We start from the raw sequence: 22,327 nt of genomic DNA, 5'->3' as shown, positions 1-22,327 counted from the left end.
AAGACCATGGCCCAACACCGCTTCGCCCTCGACCATGCGGAGACGCGCGCGCGCAAGCTCCCCAGCCCATGGGCGATGTTTCTCGGTGGCTTCCTCAAGCGCCCGGTGATGGTCGGGTCGGTGATCGCATCGACCAAGACGCTGCAGAACACCATGCTCAAGCGCGTCGATTGGGCGAACACCAAGCTGTTCGTCGAATACGGCCCCGGCGTCGGCACCTATACGCAGAACATCCTCGATCGCCTGCCCGCCGACGGCACTTATATCGCGATCGACACCAATCCCGACTTCATCGACTATCTCAGCATCAAGTTCACCGATTCGCGGTTCATTCCGGTGCTCGGTTCGGCCGAAGACGTCGAAAAGATCGTCGCCGACCACGGTTTCGAGAACGCCGATTACGTCCTGTCTGGCCTCCCCTTCTCGACGCTGCCCAAGGGCGTGGCGCCCGCCATCGCCGCCGCGACGCATCGCGTGCTGAGGCCGGGCGGCGCGTTCCTGGTCTATCAGTTCCGCCCCAAGGTACGCGACTTCCTGGAGCCGCACTGGTCGAACATCGACTATTCGATCGAATGGATCGCCATCCCGCCCAGCCACAATTTCTGGGCGTGGAAGGACAAGGAAGAGGCTAAGGCCGCTTGAGCCGCTCGCGGCCGAAATTGAGCCGCCTAGTCACGTTATAGTCCAGCACTGTCATCACGAAGAACGCCGCGGCTTGCTTGACGCGCATCCATAGGCTGGTGCGCGCCTTGTAGATCGCCGGGGTGATCCGTTCGGAGTTGGCGATTTCGCCCTCGATATAGCCGCGGACATGTGCCGCGAACGCCTCGTCCTCGATCCGGAGCATCAGCTCCAGATTCAGGTAGAGGCTACGAATGTCGTAATTCGCGGATCCGATATAGACGATGTCGTCGATCAGGAAGAGCTTGGTGTGGAGCTTGGTGGGCTGATATTCGAATATCTCCACGCCTTTCCTGAGTAGTCCGGCATAAGTGAAGCGCGATGCCCAGATCGCGGCGCCATGGTCGTTCTTCGACGCCAGCACGATCCGCGCCCGCCCGCGTTCGCCGATCCGGTCGAGCCGGCGCAGCATCCCGGGACTCGGCGCGAAATAGGCGCTGATCAGGTCGGCGCGCCGCGCCTTCTTCAAATCCTTGCGGATCGCCCGCGCCCAGGGCGACAGCCTGCGCGTCGGGCCGCCGAACAGCCAGCGCCGCGTGCCCGTCGGTTCGCTCCATTTCGACAGCAGGACGCGAAGCGAACGAAGCGGCGGGTGCTCGTCCTGCGCCCACACGGCGAGCGCATCGAAATAGCCGGTCAGATGTGCCGCCGCCGGACCCTCGACATAAAATCCCAGGTCGCGCCACGCCTGATCCTCGGCGGTGCCGAAATACGAATCCTGGATGTTGAACCCGCCGATGATAACGCGGCTTTCATCGGCCAAGGCAAGCTTCTGGTGGTTGCGCAACAGGTAGCGGCGTCCCCAGCGCGGCACGAAGCGGCAGACGTCGACCCCGGCGTCCTTCAGCGGATCGAAAAAGCGGTGGTTCTCGGCATGCTCGCTGCCCAGCCCGTCGACGATCAGCTTGACCTGAACGCCGCGCCGCACCGCCGCGATCAGGCTGCTGCGCACCTTTGCCCCGGCATCGTCGTCGACATAGATGTAATAGAGGATGCGCAACGACCGCGTCGCGCCGTCGATCAGATCGAGCAAGGCCGTCAGGCGCTCGGGCCCCTCGGTAATCAGCCGGAGCGTGTCGTCGCCAATCGTGAAACTGGGTTCGCCCGGCATCCCCTCTCTATCGCGGGACGGAGGCGGCGGGGCAAGCGGCGCGATTTTCTTGGCGATTGGGTATTTGACAAACCCGCTAAGGCTGATCGTTCCTTTTCGCCGATCCGGTCGTGATAATTCGCCACAGTTTGCGAAGCGCGACGACCAAGCTGTATTCGAAGGCAACGTAGGCCAACAGGACAAGCAGGACGATTGCGCCGCCTATGATTTCCGACGTGTAATCTCGCGGCGCTCCGAGCTGCGATACGATTATCTGTGTGAAGCTTTCGCCGTCCTTCACTCCGGCTTCTCCACCGGCTTATGATCCGCGCACTCGGCTTCAACCTCGTCCATTATCTTGCGGGCACGGCTGTAGGTTCCGCCCCCGGTTAGGGCCTCGAACTTTTCTGAACCTGTCAGCCCGTTATAGCCGTCTGGCCATTCGCCGCGCTCTGACCCACGCAGCCAATCCGCGATGCGCGCGAGTATCGTCATTCGGGCTGCTCCACCGGCTTATGCTTCACGATCTTACACAGCCTGTCATCGAACCGGGCTTCGTCGTCGTCCGTTCCAAGGTCAAACTTGTCGATCTGGCTTTTGAGTTCGGCCATGCGGCTACCTCCGCGATTTTCTTGACTCGGACAGGCCCGTTGCCTTAGGGCGCGCTCCTTCCCATATTCCGGTTTTTCACGAAGGAAAGCGTTTCATGGCGCGCGTCACCGTCGAAGATTGCGTCGACAAGGTTTCCAACCGTTTCGATCTGGTGCTGCTCGCGGCGCAGCGCGCCCGTCAGATCTCGGGCGGCGCCGAACTGACGATCGATCGCGATCGCGACAAAAACCCGGTCGTTGCCCTCCGCGAGATCGCCGACGAGACGGTCCGTCCCGAAGACCTGCACGATGCGGTCGTCAGCGGCATGCAGAAGGTCCAGATGGACGACGACGACACACCGGACGAAGTCGGTTCGCTGTCGCAGTCGGCCGAGGCGCTGCGCCTGACCGCCGCCGCGCCGCCGCGCAACCAGAACCTGGGCGGGGACTACGACGGCTAAGGCAGCGGATTAGCGTGAGCTAATCCGTGTCCCGGCCTTAGCCCGGACGGCGGGCCGCAAGGCCCGACCGACGACCACGACGCGGCTTAGCCGCGTCGTTTTTCTATCTACCGATCGTAATAATCGCGCCACTGCGGCCGCGACACGCGGTTCCGGATCCCGAACGACCATAACACCAGGGCCAGTCCGGCCGCCGCCAGCGCCACGAGCGCACCCATCGGCGCCACATGATCGGCGATCCCCTGCAACGCGAACGCCAGCGCGCCGCCGATCAGCCCGACATAGACGACACACGCAGCCAGGACGCGTTTGCGGGCGGGCGGCTCGCGCGCTTCGAACGGGACGATAATCGCCAGGCATCCCGCCGCGATCGCCGTGCAAAGGACGGTTTCGACGCTGACATCGGGAAGAAACCAGAACAGGATCGCAATCAGCACGGTCAGAAGTGCGAGCATCGCTGCCGTCAATCGCACTTGCCGCATAAACACTCCCCAAACGCCCACCGATCGCGAAAGCGACGCCACTGCCGAAGCACGATACACGGCACCGCCGAGCGCATAAACGCGAAAACAGCTAACAAGGCCTTACGCGGTTTTGGGCGCATTGCGAAAGACCCACTTTGGGATCGGCGGCAATTTGACGGCTATAGTGTTGTTTCGGGGCGACGCTTTGGCGGTAACTGCGTCGCCGGGCGCGAACGTGGTTCATTATTCTACGGCTCGGCCCTTGAATCCTTGCGCCACGACGAACCATTCCACGCTCCCCTTGCGGCTGGCGGGGGGCTTGGCGTGCTTCACGGTCGCGAAGTTGCGCTTCATTTCGGCGACCAGCGCCGAATCCGCGCCCCCGGCGAACACCTTCGACACGAAAGTCCCGCCCGGCTGCAGCACGTCGATCGCGAACGCCAGCGCGGTTTCGACCAGCGCCATCGTGCGAAGCGCATCGGTCTGCGGATGGCCGACCGTGTTGGCCGCCATGTCCGACATGACGAGGTCGGGCGCGCCGCCCAGTTCCGCCATCAGCCGGTCGGGCGCGGCGTCGTCCATGAAATCCATCTGCAGGATCGTGACGCCGTCGATCGGGTCGACCGGCAACAGGTCGATCCCCACGATCGCCGCCTTGGGCGATACCTTGCGCACGACCTGGCTCCACCCGCCGGGCGCGAGGCCGAGATCGACCACGCGCTTGACGCCTTTCAGGAACGCGAATTTCTCGTCCAGCTCGATCAGCTTGTAGGCGGCGCGGCTGCGATAGCCTTCCGCTTTCGCGCGCTTCACATAGGGGTCGTTGAGCTGGCGTTCGAGCCAGCGCGTCGATTGCGCCGTCCGCTTGCGCGCGGTCTTGACGCGCGTCCGCCCGCCGCCGGTTCCCCTCATGGCCGGTTCGCCCCCATCAGGCGGCGCAGGATGCCCTCGCGAATGCCGCGATCGGCGACGCCCAGGCGCTCGGCCGGCCACACGTCCATGATCGATTCGAGGATCGCGCAGCCCGCCACGACCAGATCGGCGCGCTCGGCGCCGATGCACGGCAGTCGCGCGCGCTCCGCGAGCGACATGCCCGACAAGTCCCTGCTGATCCGCCGCATCGATTCCGCCGGCACGATCAGGCCATCGACCTGCGCGCGGTCATAGTGATCGAGTTCGAGATAGACGCTGGCCAGCGTCGTCACCGTCCCGCTGGTGCCGAGCAGCCGCGGCGAGGCGGGCGATGCGGGCAGCCGCGCGGCGAACGTGGCGAAACTCTCGGTCGCGACTTGCCGCATCCGTGCATAAGCGGCGAGCCGCGCGGACTCTTCCGACGCCTTGCTGTCGCCGGCATGTTCGGTCAGCGACACCACGCCCCACGGCGCCGAATGCCAATCGAGCACGCGCGGCTCGGGCCCGCTCGAATCGATCAGCACCAATTCGGTCGATCCGCCGCCAATGTCGAAGATCAACGCCGGCCCGTCCCCCGCTTCCATCAGCACATGGCAACCCAGCACCGCCAACCGCGCCTCTTCCTCCGCGCTGATGACATCGAGCCGTATACCGGTCTCGCGATAGGCGCGTTCGATGAAATCGGCGCCGTTCGCCGCCTGACGGCACGCCTCGGTAGCTACCGAGCGGGCGACGAGGACATTGCGGCGCTTGAGCTTGTCCGCGCAGACCTTCAGCGCGGCGATCGTGCGGTCGATCGCCGCGTCGGACAGCCGCCCGCTCGATGCCAACCCTTCGCCCAGCCGCACGATTCGCGAAAAGGCGTCGACCACCGCAAAGCCGTTGCCTTGCGGCCGCGCGATCAACAGGCGGCAGTTGTTGGTGCCAAGATCGAGCGCAGCGTAATGCGGCGCATCGTGCCAGCGCTTCTTCTGCTGGCCGGCCGGACGGGCAAGCACCGGACCCGTGGGCGCGGCGGCGTGCCGGTGCGGCATATTGGCGGGATGATCCCCCATGCCGTCGCTCTTTATGTTCTTGCGGCCCGGCCCAAAGCCCTCCGCTGCTTGACCGCCAAGCTAGCGCAATCGCGAGGCGGCGACAAGGCGCAGCCCCTTGACCCGTGGGACGCCCTTCCCTAGAGGCCGCCCCCTGTTGCCCGATCCTCTAATGGTAAGAGAGCGGACTCTGACTCCGTCAATCAAGGTTCGAATCCTTGTCGGGCATCCAGCTATTCCGCCGATCCGCCATCATCACGCGAATATGTCGCTGAGCGTGTCGGCGATCGGTCCCTCCTTCCATTCCCGCAGCTCGACATAGAGCGCCGTTGGGATGGCGGACGCGAACACCGTCACCAGGGTCGTGACCACGGCATCCGCGGCCAGCGCGGCGAATTGCAGCCAGTCGCGCATCGCCGGGGTTGCGACCTCCAACCCGGTGATCGCGGTCCCGACCATGCCGGAAATCAGGCCGGCCCCGATCGTCAACACCCAGATGATCAGCATCAACGCAAAGATGATGCCCCGCGCCCCGCTGGTGAGGTCGCTGCTACGGCTCATCGAATCGATCACGCTGCGACGCTCGACCACGGTTACTGGAATGGAAACCGACCACATGAGATAGAAAATGACCCCGGGCACGATCAGCAGCAGGAAGCCAACGCCCACACCCAGCGCCACCAAAATACCGATCCCCAGCATGGGTAAGGCGCGCGAGAATCCGCTGACGACGCATTGGCTGAATGTCGCACGCTCGCCCTCGATTTCGGTCATCGTGGCACGGACCAACCCACCCTGTACGATCATCGCGAGCACGATGCCGATCAATGCTGCAAGGATGGCGATCACGACCGTTGCGCCGGTATCGATCGGGGCAAGCTGACCGGTGCTGGCGAGAGTCTGAAGATAACCCAACGCCGTCTGGGGCAGCGCTCCGAACAGGAACGCGATGCCCAGCATGACGCCGGGATTGCCCGTGATCGCACCGAGCGTCCGCGACAGGATGCGCCCGATCGACACGCTCCCGCCGGACAGGTTGTATACCGCCGCCATAACCCCCTCTATTTTCTCCGTTAAGCTGCGGCTCTGGAAGGGCTTTGTCCAGCGCAACTTAGCGGTTGCGCGCCCCCGGCCATCGGGTAAGCATCCCTGCCGTGTCGGGGGTTGAACAGGCGAACAGGCATGGCGAGGCCGTCGTCTCGGCGACGGTGCAGCGCTTCGCCGAGGCGCATCGTGCGCTGCGCGACGATCCGACGATCCAGTTCGGCATGGGACGAGCCGAAATTCCCAAGCCGCCCGAGCCGCCCGCGTGGCTCAAATGGCTGATCGAACATCTCAAACCCATCGGTCGCTTCTTCGATTGGCTCAACAGCCTGATGCCCGCGGCGCCCTATGTCCGCATCTTCCTGTGGGCGGTCATCGCGGGGCTTGCGTTGATGCTGCTGTGGATGATCGTCACGCGGCTGCGCGCGGGCGAGTGGCGCGTGCCGTTGCGCAAGCGCCGTGCTCGGCAAGTCGCGGTCGATGCGGGGGAGGAGGATTGGACGCCCGATGCCGCCCCGGCACGTGAATGGCTGGCGGAGGCGGACGCGCTGGCCGCACGCGGGCTGTATGCCGAGGCAGTGCACCATCTGCTGTTCCGATCGGTCGAGGACATCAAGGCGAAGCGCCCGCAACTCGTGCGGCCCTCGCTCACCAGCCGTGAACTGGCGGCGGCCGGCGGCATTCCCGCGGTCGCCCGCACGCTGTTCGCCGGGATCGCGGCGCAGGTCGAACGCAGCCTGTTCGGCGGACGCGACGTCACCTCCGACGACTGGCTGACGGCGCGCGCGGCTTATGCCGATTTCGCGCTGCCGGGACGGTGGCGAGCGACATGAGCGACGTCGCCTTCGCGCGCGCCGGTCCAGAGGCGCCCGGCCTTTTCCGCCTTCGCACGATCGTCATCCTGATCGTGGTCGGGGTCGCCGCGTTCGCCGCGATGGTGGTCGGGGCGGCCTATGCGCCCGGCAGCGCGCCCAAGGGCGGCGGCGCGGCGCACGCCGTTTCCAACTCGGCGGTCGGCTATAGCGGAATCATCCGGCTGGCGCAGGCGGCGGGATACGAGACGCGCGTGGTCCGCGACGAGGAAATGCTCGATTCGCGCGGGCTGATGGTGCTGACGCCGCAGACCGCCGACACGCCGATGAGCGACGTGATCGTGCGGCGACGGGGTCTGCCGACGTTGATCGTGCTGCCCAAATGGGCGACCGTGACCGACCCCAAGCATCCGGGGTGGGTCGTGCATTTCGGGCTGTTGCCCGCGAGCGAACCCTATGGCGTACTCGCCCCGGCAAACAAGCTGACGATCACGCGGACCAAGAGTGGCGGCGCTCCCCTGCTTGCCGACGGATGGCTGAGCGATAGTGGGGTGCAGATCAAAGCCCCACGGCCGCTCCAGACGATCAGTGGCGCGAACCTTAAGCCGCTGCTGACCGGCAAGGACGGTCGTATCGTGTTGGCGCAGCTCGGCGAGGGACCGCTCTACGTGCTGGCGGATGGCGACTTGCTCGCCAATATCGGCATGCGCGACGCCGACAGCGCCGCCGCCGCGATCGACCTGCTCGATCAACTCAACGTTTCGAACGAGCCGATTTCGTTCGACGTGACGCTCGTCGGCCTCGGCCGCTCGCCCAATCCGTTGCGGCTGGCGTTCGATCCGCCGTTCCTAGCGATGACGCTGACCTTGGTGGCGGCGATGCTGCTCGCGGGGTGGCAAGCGTTCGCGCGGTTCGGCCCGGCGGTGCGGCGCGAGCGCGCGATCGCGTTCGGCAAGGCGGCTTTGGTCGATAATTCGGCGATGCTGATCCGCAAGGCGCGGCGCCAGGCGCGGCTCGGCGGGCGCTATGCCGAGGTGATCCGCGAGCGCGCGGTGATCGCGTTCGGCGTGCCGGCGAAACTGCGCGACAAGGCGATCGACGACTATCTCGACAGGATGGGCGGGCGGGCGAAGTTCAGCGAGCTTGCCGCTGCGGCCGACGATGCGGCCGACAGGCAGGAGCTGGTCGCCGCCGCTCAGGCACTACACGATTGGCAGAAGGAGAAGGGCAAGTGACGGTCGAAGAGGTCCGCAATCTGGCGCAGGCCATCCGGCAGGAGGTCGGCAAGGCCGTCGTCGGGCAGGAGGCGACCGTCGAACTGATGCTCGTCGCGCTGTTCGCGGGCGGGCACATCCTGCTCGAAGGACCGCCCGGCACGGCGAAGACCCTGCTCGCAAACAGTTTCGCGCAAGCGATCGGGCTCAAGTTTGGGCGCATCCAGTTCACGCCCGATCTGATGCCGGGCGACATCATCGGCGCGAACCTGTTCAACTTCCAGACCAGCCAGTTCACCCTGACCCGCGGCCCGATCTTCACCGACCTGTTGCTCGCCGACGAAATCAACCGCACCCCTCCCAAGACCCAGGCCGCGTTGCTGGAAGCGATGCAGGAGCGCACCGTCACGATCGACGGCGAGAGCCTGCCGCTCGGCGATCGCTTCATGGTGGTCGCGACGCAGAACCCGATCGAACAGCAGGGCGTCTATCCGCTGCCCGAGGCGCAGCTCGACCGCTTCCTCTTCAAGCAGACGGTCGACTATCCCTCTGCCGCCGAGGAGCGCCGGATCATCGCGACGCACGGCGCGAAGGCGGGCGCGATGGAACCCGAGGGTTGGGGCGTGACGGCGCGCACCGACGCCGCCCAGATCGGCGCGGCGGTGGAGGCGGTCGCGGGCGTGCGGCTGGTCGATGAGGTGGTCGATTACATCGCCGCGTTGATCCGCGGCACGCGCGGCGTCGCCGACCTCGAGAGCGGCGCAAGCCCGCGCGCCGGGGCGATGCTGGCCGGCGCGGCGCGAGCGCGGGCGGCGATTGACGGGCGCGACTTCGTGATACCCGACGACGTCAAACAACTCGCCCCTGCTCTCCTCCGCCACCGCCTGATCCTGTCCCCCGCCGCCGAAATCGACGGCCGCGTGGTCGAGGAAGTCGTGACCGGCATCATCGAACAGATCGAGGCGCCGCGCTGATCGTGCAGGCGGGGACGCGGCCTTGATCTACCCTACGCGCCTTGCCGTGCTGGCGGCCGCCGCCGGAGCGCCGGTGGCGATGCTGGTCGCGTTGCAGATGGCGGACCGGTGGTATGTGGCGCTGGGCTGGCCGGTTTTGGTGTTGGTCGGGACGTTGATCGACGCCGTGCTCGCGATCAGCACGCGGGATCTCGACGCGTTGCTGACATTGCCCAGGGCGGCAAGCATCGGCGCGGAAGTTGAGGCTTTGGTCAGCGTCACCGCGACCGCTCGCGGAGCGCCGCGCCGCGCCGAGGTGGCGATCGCGAGCGACGCTTTGGTGTCGATCCTCGACGACGGCCGCGCCACGGTCGAACTGAGCGGCGGGCGCGGCGCGGTCGCGCTGCCGGTCGACACGGTGCGCCGTGGCACCGCGCGGTTCGCACATGTGTGGGTGCGCTGGCGCGGGCCGCTCGGTCTGATCTGGAAGGGCAAGCGCATCGATAGCGACGCCAGCCTCGCCATCCTCCCCGACATTCGCCCGGTCCACGAAAAGGGTGCACGGATCTTCCAGCGCCACGCGCTGCAGGGGCTGATGGTCCAGCTCGACCGCGGCGACGGGACCGATTTCGACGCTTTGATCGAATATCGCAGCGGCATGGACCGCCGTGCGATCGACTGGAAGCAGTCGGCGCGCCACCTCAAGCTCCACGCCAAGGAATATCGCACCGAACGCAACAACCAGATCGTCTTCGCGGTCGATTCGGGGCGGCAGATGTCGGAACCGGTCGCGGGCATGCCGCGGATCGACCGCGCGGTGGGCGCAATGCTGCTGACCGGCTGGGTCGCGCTCAAGCTCGGCGATCGCGTCGCGCTCCATTCGTTCGATTCGCGACCGCGCATCGCCAGCGGGCTGATTTCCGGGGTCGGCGCGTTTTCCGAGCTGCAGCGACTGGCGGCGAAGATCGACTATTCGGGCGACGAGACCAACTACACCTATGCGCTGACGACGCTGGCGGCGCGGCTGACGCGGCGGTCGATGATCGTGCTGTTCACCGAATTCACCGACCTGACCAGCGCCGACTTCATGATCCGCGCTGCCGCGAAGCTGGCCGAAAAGCACTTGCTGATGATCGTGGTGCTGCGTGACGAGGAGCTCGAGGCGATCATCGACAAGGCGCCCCAAACCCCCGATGACATCACCCGCGCCGTGACCGCGGCAGCGTTGCTCAAGGACCGGCTGCTCGCGCTGACCCGGCTGCGGCATTTGGGCGCGCACGTCATCGAAAGCGAATATGACAAGGTCAGCGACCGGCTGGTCCAGGGCTATATCGACCTGAAGCGGAGGAACCTGCTGTGACCGCTTTCGTCCAGGCCCAGGTGCCGATGGTCAACGCGACTCGCTTCCGCGCGGCGCACGAGGCCGATTGGGAGGAACTCGACCGGATCGTGACCGCGATCGAGAAGCGCGGGGTGCGCGGCGTGTCGGAACAGGCGCTATTGGTGCTGCCGGTACTCTATCGGTCAGCGCTGTCGTCGCTGTCGGTCGCGCGCGAGACGTCGCTCGACAAGAGCCTGGTCGCGTATCTCGAACAGCTCTGCACCCGCGCTTATTTCCAGATCTACGGCGTGCCGACCTCACCGATGCGCCAGCTCGGCCATTTCTTCGCGCGAAGCTGGCCGAGAGCGGTGCAAGCGCTGTGGAAGGAGACTTTGGTCGCGTTCCTGCTGACTGCGGCAGGTGCGATCGTCGCCTATCTGTTGGTGAAGAACAATCCGAGCTGGTATTATATCCTGCTGCCCGAGGGATCGGCGCAGGGCCGCGATCCGACCGCGAGCGTCCAGTTCCTCAAGAGCACGATCTATGGCGGCGGTGCCGACAAGGACCAGGGCACGCTGGCGTTCTTCGCGACCTTCCTGTTCACGCACAACGCGCAGATCGCGATCTTCTCGTTCGCTTTGGGCTTCGCCTTCTGCCTGCCGACGATCGGGCTGATCGTCTATAACGGGTTGATGCTCGGCGCGATGGTCGAGGTGTTCGCCGCGAAGGGACTCGGCTTCGGGTTCATCGGCTGGCTGATGATCCACGGCACGACCGAATTGTTCGCGATCATGATCTCAGGCGCGGCGGGGTTCCGCATCGGGCTGGCGCTCGCCTTTCCGGGGCGGCAATCGCGGGCCGACGCAGCGGTCGCGGCGGGACGATCGGCGGCGACCGCGATGGGCGGGACGGTGGTGATGCTGGCGGTCGCGGGGCTGCTCGAAGGAATCGGGCGACAGACGATCACGTCCGATGCGCCGCGTTACGCGATCGGCACCGCGATGCTGCTCGGCTGGCTGCTCTATTTCTACTGGCCGCGGAGGGACCATGGCGCGGTCGTCTAAGCCTCTTCTCGCCAATGCGACGTTGCGGCGCAGCTTCGTCACGCCCGAAGGCGTCGATCTCAGGATCGAACTCGGCTCCGCCGGCGCGCGAGCGGGGGCGTTCGTGCTCGACCTGCTGATTATGCTGGCGGTGCTGATCGTCGGCACGATCACGATCGGCATGGCGGCGGTCGCCAACGAATCGGTGCTGCTGAGCGGGCTTTGGCTGATCGGGTTCTTCTTCCTGCGCAACGGCTGGTTCACGTTGTTCGAGATGGGCGGGCGCGGCGCGACGCCGGGCAAGCGCATCGTAGGCCTGCGCGTCGTCGCGCGCGACGGATCGCGGCTGACCGGCGGCGCCGTGATCGCGCGCAACGCGATGCGCGAGATCGAATTCTTCATGCCGATTTCGTTCTTCTTCGCGACGATCTTTCAGAGCGGAACCGACAAGATGATTTCGTTCATCGCGCTGATCTGGAGCGCGGTGTTCCTGTTCTTTCCCCTGTTCAACCGCGACCGGCTGCGCGTGGGCGATCTGCTCGCCGGCACCTGGGTGGTGCAGCGCGCCAAGGCACGACTGGGCCAGGACATCGTCGCCTCATTGGCGCAGAGCGACCGCGCTCGCCGCACGTTCAGCGACCATGCGCTGAGCCTTTACGGCGAATACGAGCTGCAGACGCTGGAGGAAGTGCTGCGCCAGGGCGACAGCGACGCGATCGTCACCGTCGCGGCGGCGATCCGGCGCAAGGCCGGGCTGCCCGACGATCACGACGATTACGGGTTCCTGTCCGACTATTACGCGGCGTTGTGCGCGCGGCTGGAGCGGCAGATGATGGTGGGCGTCCGTCGCGCCGACAAATTCGCCGAGGCGACGCGCGACCGCGCGGCCTAATTCGCTTCCGCTAGCAATTCGCGCGCGGTCGGGCTGGTCCAGTCCATCCCGCCGGTCATCCGCCACACCTCCTTGCCCGACGCGTCGTAGAGGATCGTCGTCGGCAAGCTCGGATTGCCGAATGCGGCGGACAGGCCGAGCGCCTTGTCGGTATAGGCCTTCAACGCCTTGAACTTCGCCGCCGCGAAATAGGGGGCTGCCGCCGCCGCGCCGTCTAAATCCTGGCTGACCGTCACTACGCGTAGCTTCCCCTCGGCGGCGATCTTGTCGAGCGCGGGCATCTCGACCTTGCACGGCGCGCACCAGGTCGCCCACAGGTTGAGCACGAACGGCTTGCCGGAGAAGCTGGCGAGCGTGGTCTTCACGCCGTTCGGATCGTCGAACATGGCGGTGGGCGCAGCCTCCCCCTTGTGGGTACGGTCCAGCTTGCCGATCACATCGACGCCCCCGTCACTGGCGTTGTCGGCGGGCACCGTCGCTTCGTCGGGCGTCGGAGCGCTAGCATCCGTCGCATTGGCCGCGACGGCGCTCGCTTGCTCGTTCGCGGGGGATTGCCTATCGCAGCCCGCGATTAGAAGGACGGGCAAGAGCAAAGTGAGCGAGCGCAAGACCACGAACTCCATGTGGGGGGGCCGGTTCGCCGACGGACCGGCCGCGGTAATGCGCGAGATAAATGCGTCGATCCCATTCGACAAGCGCATGTGGCGGCAGGACATTGCCGGGTCGCAAGCGCACGCCGCGATGCTGGCGGCGCGCGGCATATTGAGCGCGGCGGACGCGCAGACGATCGCCGACGGTCTCGACGCGGTCGCCGCGGATTACGACCGCGACGGCGTGCCGGAGGACCTGGCGCTCGAAGACATCCACATGCTGACCGAGGCGCGGCTGGCCGAGAAGATCGGTGCGGTCGCGGGGCGGCTCCACACCGCACGGTCGCGCAACGACCAGGTCGCGACCGATTTCCGGCTCTGGGTGCGCGACGCGATCGATCAGGTCGACGCGGCGCTGGGCGCGCTGCAGGATGCGCTGATCGTGCGCGCCGACGAGCATGTCGATGCGGTGATGCCGGGCTTCACCCACCTGCAATCCGCGCAGCCGGTGACCCTCGGCCATCACCTGATGGCGTATCACGAGATGTTCGCGCGCGACCGCAGCCGCTTTGCCGACAATCGCGCGCGGATGAACCGTTGTCCGCTGGGTGCCGCCGCGCTGGCCGGTACCAGCTTCCCGCTCGATCGCGACGCGACGGCGAAGGCGCTGGGTTTCGACGGCCCGACCACCAACAGCCTCGATTCGGTCAGCGACCGCGACTTTGCGCTCGATTACCTGATGGCGACGACGCAATGCGCGCTGCACCTGTCGCGCCTGGCCGAGGAGTTCGTGATCTGGGCGTCGCAGCCGTTCGGGTTCGTCGCGATGTCGGACCAATGGTCGACCGGCAGCTCGATCATGCCGCAGAAGCGCAACCCCGACGCCGCCGAACTGGTGCGGGGTCATGCCGGACGCATCATGGGGTGCATGACCGCGCTGTCGGTGACGATGAAGGGCCTGCCGCTCGCTTATTCGAAGGATATGCAAGACGACAAACCGCCGGTGTTCGAAGCGCACGATCTGCTCGGCATTTCGATCGCGGCGATGACGGGCATGATCGAGACCGCGACGTTCCGCACCGACCGGATGCGCGCGCTGGCGGAGAGCGGCTTTGCGACCGCCACCGACCTGGCCGACTGGCTGGTGCGCGAAGCTGCGGTGCCCTTCCGTGAGGCGCACCACATCACCGGGCGCGCGGTTAAGGCGGCGGAGGAAGCCGGGGTCGGCCTCGACGCGTTGCCGATCGACACCCTGAAAGCAATCGATGACCGGATCGATGAACGCGTCTATGACGTGTTGAGCGTCGATGCGTCGGTCGCGAGCCGCACCAGTTTCGGCGGCACGTCGCCGGTCCGGGTGCGTGAGGCGATCGCCGCCGCCAAGGCGGCGCGCGCGGGAGAAACGAAGTGAAGCGTCTGGTCGTCATCGGTCTGGTTTTAGCGCTTGCCGCGTGCGGGGCCGCGCGCGACCTCAAGCCCGGTACTGGCGAGGCCTTGCCGGTCGCCCCTTATGGCGCCGCCGCGACGCCGTCGCCGAACCAGTTGCTCACCGCGTCCAGCCAAGCCCGTCCCTCGCGATCCGACGAGTTGCTCACCAGCTCTCAGGAGCGCCAGGGTAACGAATTCGATCTGCCGCCCGCGAACTGATGGATCATTTTCAGCTCAGGAACGGCGAACTCTTCGCCGAGGATGTCCCCATGGCGCGCATCGCCGCCGAGGTGGGGACGCCGGTCTACATATATTCGCGCGCGACGTTCGATCGCCATGCGGCGGCGTTTCGCGACGGGTTGAAGGATGTGCCGCGCAAGCATCTGGCCTATGCGATCAAGGCCAACCCGAACCTCGCGGTGCTGCGACTGATGGCCAATGCCGGTTACGGCGCGGACGTCGTGTCGGGCGGCGAGCTGGAGCGCGCGCTGGCGGGCGGGATGGCGCCAAAGGACATCGTCTTTTCCGGCGTCGGGAAGACGCGTGCCGAACTGGCCCAGGGACTTGATCGCGGGATCGGCCAGTTCAACCTGGAGCTCGAGGCAGAGGGCGTGGCCCTGTCGGAAATCGCCGCTGCGCGGGGCCAGCGCGCGCCGTGCGTTTTGCGCGTCAATCCCGATGTCGATGCCGGCACGCACGCCAAGATCTCGACTGGCAAGGCGGAGAACAAGTTCGGCGTCGCGATCGCCGACGCACCGGCCATATACGCGCGCCTCGCAGCACTGCCCGGCCTCGACCTGCGCGGCGTCGCATCGCACATCGGCAGCCAGTTGCTCAGCACCGCGCCGATGGAAGCGACCTATAATCGCATCGGCCGGCTCGTCACCGATCTTCGCGCCGCCGGACACAGAGTCACGCACGTTGATCTCGGTGGCGGGCTGGGCGTCGCCTATAAGGCCGAGGACCAGCCGGTCTGGCCCGACGAATATGGCGCGATGGTCGCGCGCGTGACGCGTGACTGGGATGTCGAACTGATGTTCGAGCCCGGCCGCGTGATCGCGGGCAATGCCGGCGTGCTGCTGACCAAGGTGATCTGGGTGAAGCCGTCGCCGGCCAATCCCTGGGTGATCGTCGATGCCGCGATGAACGACCTCGCGCGGCCCGCGCTCTACGACGCGTGGCACGATTTCGTCGCGGTCCGGCCAACCGGCGAGCGCTTCGTCGCGAATATCGCCGGGCCGGTCTGCGAAAGCGGCGACACCTTCGCCAAGGCGCGCGACATCGATCTGGTCAAGGAAGGCGACCTCGCGATCTTCCGCACCGCCGGTGCGTATGGCGCTACCATGGCCTCGACCTATAACAGCCGCGCGCTGGTGCCCGAGGTGATGGTCGACGGCGACCGTTACGCCGTCGTCGCCGAACGCATTTCGCCCAAGACGATCATGGATGAGGAACGCGTTCCCGAATGGCTGTAGCGCTGCACAGCCTACCGGTCTTCATCCGGCTGGAGGGGCGGCCGGTGATGCTGATCGGCGAGGGCGAGGCGGCGGACGCGAAGCGGCGGTTGCTAGAGCGCGCGGGGGCAATGATTGTTAGCGAGGACGCCGAAGCAGCGCTGGCGATCGTGGCGATGGATGAACCCGACGCGACGGTCGCGCGGCTCAAGGCACGCGGCGTGCTGGTCAATACGGTGGACCGAGCCGATTTGTGCGATTTCACCCTGCCGGCGATCGTCGATCGCTCGCCGGTGATCGTGGCGGTGGGGACTGGCGGCGTGTCGGCGGGACTGGCCGCAGCGCTCCGGCAGCGGCTTGAAGCGATATTACCCGCTGGTTTGGGCAGATTTGCGGAAACTCTACGCGGCTTACGGGAAAAAATTCCCGATAACCGCGAAAGGCGTCGCGCCATCGGCCGGGCGCTGGATGCCGAATTCGGATCGTTTTCCAGCGATCACGGGCGCACTTTGGAGACGATCGCCCTCGCCTCCCCAGACCCAGACGACCTCACCCTCCGCCAGGCCCGCTTACTCGCCCAGGCCGACCGAGTGTTCCACGCGCCCGATGTGCCGACCGCCATCCTCGACCGCGCGCGCGCCGATGCGCCGCGGATCGTTTCGGCTGCCCCACCGGTTAATGCGTCCGAGGGGCTGACCGTGTATCTGGAGATGGCGCGATGAGCGGCTTTGCGTTTCATGTCAGCCGCGACGGCAAGCCGACCAAATACGACATCAAGGACGCGCTCAAGCCGCGCAGCGGTTTCGTTTGGGTGCACCTCAGCACCAACAACGACCATGCGCAGGACTGGCTGACCAACGCCGCCAAGCTCGACGACTACCTGGTCGAGGCGTTGACCGCGACCGAAACACGGCCGCGCTGCGAGCAGTTCGGCGAGGGCGCCCTCCTCAATCTGCGTGGCCGCTCCGAGGATCAGCTCGCTTCCTCCGACCCGCTGGCGTCGGTCCGTATCTGGGCGATGGGCGGCCGCGTCATCTCGATCACGCGCAAGAAGCTGACCGCGATCGATCATGTCGAAAAGTGCCTGAAGGAAGGCCGGGTGCGGGATCCCGGCGACCTGATCACCGAATTCGCCACCGCGATCACCGCCGATCTCGATCCCGATGTCGCCGATCTGGGCGACGACCTCGACGAATGCGAGACTCAGCTCGATCAGGACCGGATTTTCGAGCTTCGCCACACCGTCACTCGCGTGCGCGCGCAATCGATCGGCTACCGCCGTTTCCTGGCGCCCCAGCGAACCGCGCTCGAAAAGCTGGCGACGCTACCGGTCGCGTGGCTGGGCGACGACGACCGCACGCACCTGTCAGCCGCCGCCGACCGCGCGGCCCGCATGGCCGAGGAACTGGAAAGCATCCGCGAGCGATCGGCGCTGATGCACGAAGCCCTGACCGACCTGCGCGCCGAACAGATCGACCAGCGCGCGCTGATCATTTCGATCGTCGCCATGATCTTCCTGCCACTCACGTTCCTGACCGGTCTCTACGGCATGAACGTGCGTGGACTGTGGCTGGCGGACCAGCCCTGGGCGTTCGATGCGATCGTCGGAATTTGCGTGCTGACCGCCGTCGGCGTCACCACCTACTTCGTCCGCCGGCACTGGCTGAGAGGCTAGGCGGCGCGCAATCGGGCCATTTCGGCGGCAAGCCGCTGGCGGTCGGCGCGGACGTCGGCGAGTTCGGCGCGCGCTTCCCCCAATTCCATCGCCCGCGCGGCGATCCTTGCGTCGAGCGAGGCGTTGGACCGCTTAAGGTCGGCGATCCGCCGCCCGCGCGCCAGCGTGCGCTCGATCCGAGCGACCAGCACGTCGAAATCGACCGGCTTGGCGAGATGATCGTCGGCCCCCGCCGCAAGCGCCTCTATCGCCGTCCCCGCGTCGTCGCGTGCGGTCACCACGATGACCGGCAGATCGCTGGTCTCGGTCCGCGACCGCAATTCGGCGAGCACCTGGATGCCTTTCATTACGGGCATCATCAAGTCGAGCAGCACCAGATCGAATCCGCGCGCGGTGATCAGGTCGAGCGCTTCGGGACCATTATCGGCGAGCGCCGTGAGATACCCCAGCGCGGTCAACCGCTCACCAATCGTATTCAGCGTGGTGCGGCTGTCATCGACCACCAGGATCGTGCGCATCGGCTGGTTCGGGTCGCCCATCGCCATCACGCCGCCGCCCGTATCTGCGCCCAGGCGGCCGCGATCTCTTCCAGATTGTCGGCAACCTCGCGGAACGGGCGCGGGTCGTCACCGATGCTGGCGTTGACGATCGTCGCGCGAGCGCCGCCGTAGAGCCGCGACAATGTGTGCGACACTTCTCCGCCGGTGTCGAAATCGAGCCCGGATTCGAGCGCGAACAGGATCGCGGTCGCACGCGTCACCTTTTCGCTCTTGCGGCCGAAGTCGCGTTTTTCGGTGGCCCAGGCCGCGACGCGCAACGCGCCGATCAGTTCCTCGTAGAGAAGCTGCACCAGCGCGGCGCCATCGGCCGCCGCCGTGCGCCCCACCAGATCGATCTGGCGATAGGTCGTGTAGGGGTCGGCCCCCAATGCCGTCGCGTACGTCGCCATCAGCCGTTCTTGTTCCAGGCGGCGATCTGGTTCTGGAGGAACGCCTGAGTCGATTTGTATGCAGCGACCTTGGCGTTCATGCTCGCGAATTGCTGCGTCAGCCGCGTGGTCATCGCGTCAGATTGCGTGGACAGCGTGTCCTGATCCTTCGCCACGCTCGCCGCCAGCGCATTGTAGCGCGCGGTCGATGCACCCAGCCCGAACAGCGTGCTGCTGGTGTTGAGCGAGATCGAGTTGAGCGCCGCGGTCAGCCCGTCGGTGCTGTTTGACGAGAAGGAGAACATCGCTTCGACCGCATCGGGCGCGGTGGACAAAGCGTGGGTCAGCGCATTGGTATCGACCGACAGCGTGCCGTCGCGGTTGGTCTTGACCCCGACCTCGCCCAACGTCGTCGGCGTCCCCGTGGCGAACCCGGTCAGGATTGGCGTCGTGGTGAGAGCGCGTAGCGACCGCAACAATGTCTGCGCCGCGGCGTCACCGCGCAGCGGACCCGTCTGCGGATCGAGCTGAGCAGTCAGCGTCTTGAGCATCTCGTTATAGGTATCGACGAAATCGCCTACCGCATTCTTGAGCGCATCAGTCGGCGTCGTGGCCGTAAGCGAGACCGGGCTGGCACTCGTGCCGGTGAGTTGCAGCTTCACGCCGGTGACAAGGTCGTCGATCGTGTTCGAAGCGCGTTCGACGGTAACGCCGTCGACGGTCAGCCGCGCATTCTGCGCGCCGGAGGTCAGCGCCGTGCCGGTCGCGCCGACCCCGACGTTAAGCTGCGAAAGGTTGCCCGACGGATCGTCGGTCGCGGTCAGCGTGAACGCCTGCGCTGCACCGCTCGCTCCCTTCATCGACAGATAGGCGGTGCCGTCGGCGTCGGTCACGACCGATGCGGTGACGCCCGCGCCCGCCGCGTTGATCGCCGCCGCGATACCATCAAGGTTTTCCGACCCCGCCACGATGTCGATCGTCACCGGCGTGCCGGCGCCGGCGGTGAAGCCGGTCATTGCGCCGTCGCCGCTGTCGTAGGTCGCGGTGCCGAGCGTCAGCGTCAGCTGGCCGGTGCCGAGCGCGGTGGTACGCGTGGCGACTGGCGTGGTGGTGCGGGCGACCTGGCCGCTCGCGAGTTGCGCGACGCTGATCGACGACGACAGAGTGGACAATTTGGCGCCCGGCAGTGCGGTCGCGGTGACGACGGCGGCGTTGGACGAAACCGGTTGAGTCTGGAGCGTGCCGCCGGTCGCCAGCGACTTCAGCGCCGCGGCGAACTGGCTGACGTTGCTCATCAGCGTCGACGCGCCCGAAATCTGCGCGGTGATGGCATCGGATTTCTTGGTCAGCGCGTCGGTCTTGGCGGCGAACTGCGCCTGGACCAGCGAGGTCACGAGCGACGCGGTATCGACCCCCGATCCGGTCGACAGCGAAGTGAACAGAGCCTGCGCGGCGGAGGCCGTCGCACTGCTGGTGGTCGTGGTGGTCGTGGTGGTCGTGGTCACTTCGAAATCTCCGCGCGCGTTACCCTATGGAACGGCCGGAAACCCTCAGATTTTAGCGGATTCGTCACTGCCGGACGCCGTTTTCGTCGAAGCGCGCGGTGGCCGGGACGTCGACCGTCGGCTGCGCCGCCGCCGCGCGCTTGTCGAGGTTGAAGACGAACGCCAGCACGGTCGCGATCGCGGCGTAGAGATCGTCGCGGACCTCCTGCCCTTCGCGGCTGGTGTAATAGACCGCGCGGGCCAGCGCCGGATATTCGAGGATCGGCACTTGCTCGTCGCCCGCCACGTCGCGGATCGCGAGCGCGGTGACGCCGCGGCCCTTGGCGACGACCACCGGCGCGGCATCGCTGTCGCGATCGTAGCGCAGCGCGACCGAGAAGTGGGTCGGGTTGGTCAGCACGACATGCGCGGAGGCGACGGCCTTGCGGACCGAACGCCGGCTCATCTCGCGCTGACGCTGGCGCAAATGCTGTTTCGCTTCGGGCGAGCCTTCGGTTTCCTTGTGCTCGTCGCGCACTTCCTGCTTGGTCATGCGCAGCTTGCGGAGCAGCCGGATGATCTGGATCGGCAAGTCGATCCCCGCGATCACCACCAGCCCACCCGCCATCACGAACAGGATCGTAACGAACGTGCCCGATAACTGACCGACCGCCCCCGCGACGTCGGCCGACGACGACAGCCCCATCGTCGGCCGCGCCGTCCGCCACAGCAGCCACGCGCCGATCCCACCGAGCAGGATGACCTTGAGCAGCGACTTGCCGAGCTCGATCCAGCCGGTCGGACCGAAGATGCGCTTCATCCCCGAGGCGGGGTTGATGCGGGAGAATTTGGGCTGGATCAGCTTGCCGTTGAAATTGAACGAGCCGAGGCCCGCCTGGCTGAACACCGCCGCCGCAATCGCGATCAGCAACAGGCTGCCGATCGCTGGCAACAAGCCCCACCCCGCCTGCACCAGCGGTTTCATCGGCGACCAATCCTCTATGTCGCCGCGCCCGAAGCGGAAGCTCGCGGTCATGATGCCTTCGCACGCCCCGACCAGCGACTGGCCGAACAGCGCCAGCCAGCCGCACCCTGCCAGCACGATCAGCGCGGTTGCGAATTCGCGCGATTTGAGGACATCGCCCTGCTCGATCGCGTCCTTACGACGCTTGGCTGTTGGGCTTTCTGTCTTGTCGCCTTCGTACTCAGCCATCAGCCGAACACCAGGCGTTGCGCCGCATCCAGGCCTTCCTGGATGATGACGAGCATGTAATCACCCATAGCGGGCATCGCGAGCGCGAGCGCGACGACCCCGACCGCGAGGCTAGCGGGCAGGCCGACCGCAAACAGATTGAGGCTGGGCGCGGAACGGCTGATCATCCCGACGATCAGGTTGAGGCAGAGCAGCAGGAACCCGACCGGCAGCGCGAGCAACAATCCCGCCGCGAAGGTGTAGCCGCCGAAGAACGCGATGTCCTTGAGGCGATCCGCGGCGAGCCAGGCGCCCCCCGGCGGCAGCACAGCATAGCTGCGCACCAGCATGTCGACGAGGACGAGGTGACCGTTCACCGACAGGAACAGGAGCGTCATCAGCACCGACAGGAACTGGCCCAGCGCAGGCGTCGAGCGGCCGTTCTGCGGGTCGATCGCGCTGGCGAATCCGATTCCCATCGAAGTGCCGATCACTTCGCTCGCGATCATCGGCGCGGCGAAGGCGATCTGGAGGATGAAGCCCATGGCGAGGCCGATCAGCGCTTCGGCGGCGACGCTCATGAAGGTGGCGAGGCCGAATATCTCGGCGGGCGGCGTCACCGGATGGACCGCGAGCACCAGCACGCCGATCGCGCCCGACAACGAGATCCGCACGGGCAGCGGCACCGACACCGCACCGAAGATCGGCGCCGCGATGAACGCCGCCCCGATCCGCACCATCACGAAGACGAGCGCCCAGAGCTGCGGCTCTATCGCCAGGCCGAAGCCCAACATGCTATTTCACCAGATCGGGGATGCGCCCGAAAATATCGATCGTGAAGTCGCTCAACAGCCCCATCATCATGCCGCCGAAGATCACGAGCGCGATCCCGACCACGACCAGTTTGGGCACGAAGGTCAGCGTCTGTTCGTTGATCGACGTCGCGGCCTGCACCATGCCCAGGATCAGTCCGGCGAGAAGCGCGGGGATCAGCACGGGCGCTGCGGCGAGCGCGAGCACCCACATCGTCTGGTTGGCGACCCCCAGGAAATAATCGGCGTCCAT

At 66.3% G+C, this 22,327-nt stretch carries 26 protein-coding genes and 1 tRNA gene; 14 read left to right on the top strand and 13 right to left on the bottom strand.

Annotated elements, in window-relative coordinates; genetic code table 11:
• Nucleotides 1–6 precede the first annotated feature (6 nt).
• Nucleotides 7–642: a methyltransferase domain-containing protein gene (locus J0J06_RS13560; RefSeq protein ID WP_294042880.1), complete on the top strand. Its 636-nt coding sequence runs from the start codon at nt 7–9 to the stop codon at nt 640–642.
• On the opposite strand, the gene J0J06_RS13555 is transcribed toward J0J06_RS13560, so the two are convergent.
• Nucleotides 629–1,792 (bottom strand): phosphatidylserine/phosphatidylglycerophosphate/cardiolipin synthase family protein, encoded by a 1,164-nt coding sequence (locus J0J06_RS13555; RefSeq protein ID WP_294042878.1) that lies wholly within the window; start codon nt 1,790–1,792, stop codon nt 629–631. The genes J0J06_RS13560 and J0J06_RS13555 overlap by 14 nt on opposite strands.
• A gap of 276 nt (nt 1,793–2,068) precedes the next feature.
• Complete coding sequence (locus J0J06_RS13550) at nt 2,069–2,266, bottom strand: hypothetical protein (RefSeq protein ID WP_294042876.1); 198 nt, start codon at nt 2,264–2,266, stop codon at nt 2,069–2,071.
• A 211-nt stretch (nt 2,267–2,477) separates the two neighbouring features.
• Between J0J06_RS13550 and rpoZ the strand changes: the two genes are divergently transcribed.
• Nucleotides 2,478–2,822, top strand: coding sequence for a DNA-directed RNA polymerase subunit omega (gene rpoZ / locus J0J06_RS13545; protein WP_294042874.1), 345 nt, complete (start codon nt 2,478–2,480; stop codon nt 2,820–2,822).
• Nucleotides 2,823–2,929: 107 nt separating this feature from the next.
• Here rpoZ and J0J06_RS13540 read toward each other — a convergent pair whose 3' ends face one another.
• The 3 genes from J0J06_RS13540 to J0J06_RS13530 all read right to left on the bottom strand — a co-directional run bounded on the left by J0J06_RS13540 (nt 2,930) and on the right by J0J06_RS13530 (nt 5,253).
• Complete coding sequence (locus J0J06_RS13540; RefSeq protein ID WP_294042872.1) at nt 2,930–3,277, bottom strand: hypothetical protein; 348 nt, start codon at nt 3,275–3,277, stop codon at nt 2,930–2,932.
• Between the two features lie 252 nt (nt 3,278–3,529).
• Nucleotides 3,530–4,198, bottom strand: a complete 669-nt coding sequence (locus J0J06_RS13535; protein ID WP_294042870.1) for an RlmE family RNA methyltransferase — start codon at nt 4,196–4,198, stop codon at nt 3,530–3,532.
• Nucleotides 4,195–5,253, bottom strand: a complete 1,059-nt coding sequence (locus J0J06_RS13530; RefSeq protein ID WP_294042868.1) for a Ppx/GppA phosphatase family protein — start codon at nt 5,251–5,253, stop codon at nt 4,195–4,197. The genes J0J06_RS13535 and J0J06_RS13530 overlap by 4 nt, the downstream gene beginning before the upstream one ends.
• A 137-nt stretch (nt 5,254–5,390) precedes the next feature.
• On the opposite strand from J0J06_RS13530, the gene J0J06_RS13525 reads away from it, so the two are divergent.
• Nucleotides 5,391–5,464, top strand: a tRNA-Gln gene (locus J0J06_RS13525).
• Between the two features lie 23 nt (nt 5,465–5,487).
• On the opposite strand, the gene J0J06_RS13520 is transcribed toward J0J06_RS13525, so the two are convergent.
• Entirely contained in the window at nt 5,488–6,285 is a 798-nt protein-coding gene (locus tag J0J06_RS13520; RefSeq protein WP_294042866.1) for a hypothetical protein, read from the bottom strand.
• A gap of 101 nt (nt 6,286–6,386) precedes the next feature.
• Between J0J06_RS13520 and J0J06_RS13515 the strand changes: the two genes are divergently transcribed.
• Genes J0J06_RS13515 through J0J06_RS13490 form a run of 6 tightly spaced genes read left to right on the top strand, consistent with a single transcriptional unit; the run spans nt 6,387 to nt 12,511 of the window.
• A complete protein-coding gene (locus J0J06_RS13515) occupies nt 6,387–7,109 on the top strand; it encodes a DUF4129 domain-containing protein (protein ID WP_294042864.1) in 723 nt (240 codons plus the stop codon).
• The gene (locus J0J06_RS13510) at nt 7,106–8,323 is read left to right on the top strand and encodes a hypothetical protein (RefSeq protein WP_294042862.1); all 1,218 of its coding nucleotides are present in this window, start codon (nt 7,106–7,108) and stop codon (nt 8,321–8,323) included. The genes J0J06_RS13515 and J0J06_RS13510 overlap by 4 nt, the downstream gene beginning before the upstream one ends.
• The gene (locus J0J06_RS13505) at nt 8,320–9,276 is read left to right on the top strand and encodes a MoxR family ATPase (protein WP_294042860.1); all 957 of its coding nucleotides are present in this window, start codon (nt 8,320–8,322) and stop codon (nt 9,274–9,276) included. Before J0J06_RS13510 ends, J0J06_RS13505 begins: the two co-directional genes overlap by 4 nt.
• A 22-nt stretch (nt 9,277–9,298) precedes the next feature.
• Nucleotides 9,299–10,615 carry a DUF58 domain-containing protein gene (locus J0J06_RS13500; protein WP_294042858.1) on the top strand — a complete coding sequence of 439 codons (1,317 nt, stop codon included), beginning with the start codon at nt 9,299–9,301 and terminating at the stop codon, nt 10,613–10,615.
• Between the two features lie 26 nt (nt 10,616–10,641).
• Complete coding sequence (locus tag J0J06_RS13495) at nt 10,642–11,640, top strand: stage II sporulation protein M (RefSeq protein WP_294043372.1); 999 nt, start codon at nt 10,642–10,644, stop codon at nt 11,638–11,640.
• Nucleotides 11,624–12,511, top strand: coding sequence for an RDD family protein (locus J0J06_RS13490; protein WP_294042856.1), 888 nt, complete (start codon nt 11,624–11,626; stop codon nt 12,509–12,511). The genes J0J06_RS13495 and J0J06_RS13490 overlap by 17 nt, the downstream gene beginning before the upstream one ends.
• Here the strand turns inward: J0J06_RS13490 and J0J06_RS13485 are convergent.
• Nucleotides 12,508–12,984 carry a TlpA disulfide reductase family protein gene (locus J0J06_RS13485; protein ID WP_366931225.1) on the bottom strand — a complete coding sequence of 159 codons (477 nt, stop codon included), beginning with the start codon at nt 12,982–12,984 and terminating at the stop codon, nt 12,508–12,510. The two genes, J0J06_RS13490 and J0J06_RS13485, sit on opposite strands and share 4 nt — an antisense overlap.
• Before the next feature lie 148 nt (nt 12,985–13,132).
• Here J0J06_RS13485 and argH point away from each other — a divergent pair, with 148 nt between their 5' ends.
• The 5 genes from argH to J0J06_RS13460 are packed head-to-tail and all read left to right on the top strand — an operon-like array spanning nt 13,133 to nt 17,658.
• On the top strand, nt 13,133–14,512 hold the full coding sequence (gene argH / locus J0J06_RS13480; protein WP_294043370.1) for an argininosuccinate lyase: 1,380 nt from the start codon (nt 13,133–13,135) through the stop codon (nt 14,510–14,512).
• On the top strand, nt 14,509–14,748 hold the full coding sequence (locus J0J06_RS13475) for a hypothetical protein (RefSeq protein ID WP_294042852.1): 240 nt from the start codon (nt 14,509–14,511) through the stop codon (nt 14,746–14,748). Before argH ends, J0J06_RS13475 begins: the two co-directional genes overlap by 4 nt.
• Nucleotides 14,748–16,004: a diaminopimelate decarboxylase gene (gene lysA, locus J0J06_RS13470; RefSeq protein WP_294042850.1), complete on the top strand. Its 1,257-nt coding sequence runs from the start codon at nt 14,748–14,750 to the stop codon at nt 16,002–16,004. The genes J0J06_RS13475 and lysA overlap by 1 nt, the downstream gene beginning before the upstream one ends.
• Entirely contained in the window at nt 15,995–16,705 is a 711-nt protein-coding gene (locus tag J0J06_RS13465; RefSeq protein WP_294042847.1) for a siroheme synthase, read from the top strand. The genes lysA and J0J06_RS13465 overlap by 10 nt, the downstream gene beginning before the upstream one ends.
• The gene (locus J0J06_RS13460) at nt 16,702–17,658 is read left to right on the top strand and encodes a zinc transporter ZntB (RefSeq protein ID WP_294042845.1); all 957 of its coding nucleotides are present in this window, start codon (nt 16,702–16,704) and stop codon (nt 17,656–17,658) included. Before J0J06_RS13465 ends, J0J06_RS13460 begins: the two co-directional genes overlap by 4 nt.
• On the opposite strand, the gene J0J06_RS13455 is transcribed toward J0J06_RS13460, so the two are convergent.
• The 6 genes from J0J06_RS13455 to fliQ form a co-directional block, all read right to left on the bottom strand.
• Nucleotides 17,655–18,203 carry a response regulator gene (locus tag J0J06_RS13455; RefSeq protein ID WP_294042844.1) on the bottom strand — a complete coding sequence of 183 codons (549 nt, stop codon included), beginning with the start codon at nt 18,201–18,203 and terminating at the stop codon, nt 17,655–17,657. The two genes, J0J06_RS13460 and J0J06_RS13455, sit on opposite strands and share 4 nt — an antisense overlap.
• Nucleotides 18,203–18,607: a flagellar export chaperone FliS gene (fliS, locus tag J0J06_RS13450; protein WP_294042842.1), complete on the bottom strand. Its 405-nt coding sequence runs from the start codon at nt 18,605–18,607 to the stop codon at nt 18,203–18,205. The genes J0J06_RS13455 and fliS overlap by 1 nt, the downstream gene beginning before the upstream one ends.
• Nucleotides 18,607–20,091, bottom strand: a complete 1,485-nt coding sequence (fliD, locus tag J0J06_RS13445) for a flagellar filament capping protein FliD (protein WP_294042840.1) — start codon at nt 20,089–20,091, stop codon at nt 18,607–18,609. Before fliD ends, fliS begins: the two co-directional genes overlap by 1 nt.
• Before the next feature lie 64 nt (nt 20,092–20,155).
• Nucleotides 20,156–21,283, bottom strand: coding sequence for a flagellar biosynthesis protein FlhB (locus J0J06_RS13440; protein WP_294042837.1), 1,128 nt, complete (start codon nt 21,281–21,283; stop codon nt 20,156–20,158).
• Nucleotides 21,283–22,056, bottom strand: a complete 774-nt coding sequence (gene fliR, locus J0J06_RS13435; protein ID WP_294042836.1) for a flagellar biosynthetic protein FliR — start codon at nt 22,054–22,056, stop codon at nt 21,283–21,285. Before fliR ends, J0J06_RS13440 begins: the two co-directional genes overlap by 1 nt.
• A 1-nt stretch (nt 22,057) precedes the next feature.
• The gene (fliQ, locus tag J0J06_RS13430) at nt 22,058–22,327 is read right to left on the bottom strand and encodes a flagellar biosynthesis protein FliQ (RefSeq protein WP_294042834.1); all 270 of its coding nucleotides are present in this window, start codon (nt 22,325–22,327) and stop codon (nt 22,058–22,060) included.

The sequence above is a fragment of the Sphingomonas sp. genome (assembly GCF_017304615.1).
In the GTDB taxonomy this organism is placed as follows: Bacteria; Pseudomonadota; Alphaproteobacteria; order Sphingomonadales; family Sphingomonadaceae; genus Sphingomonas.
This window is presented reverse-complemented; position numbering and strand designations above follow the sequence as displayed.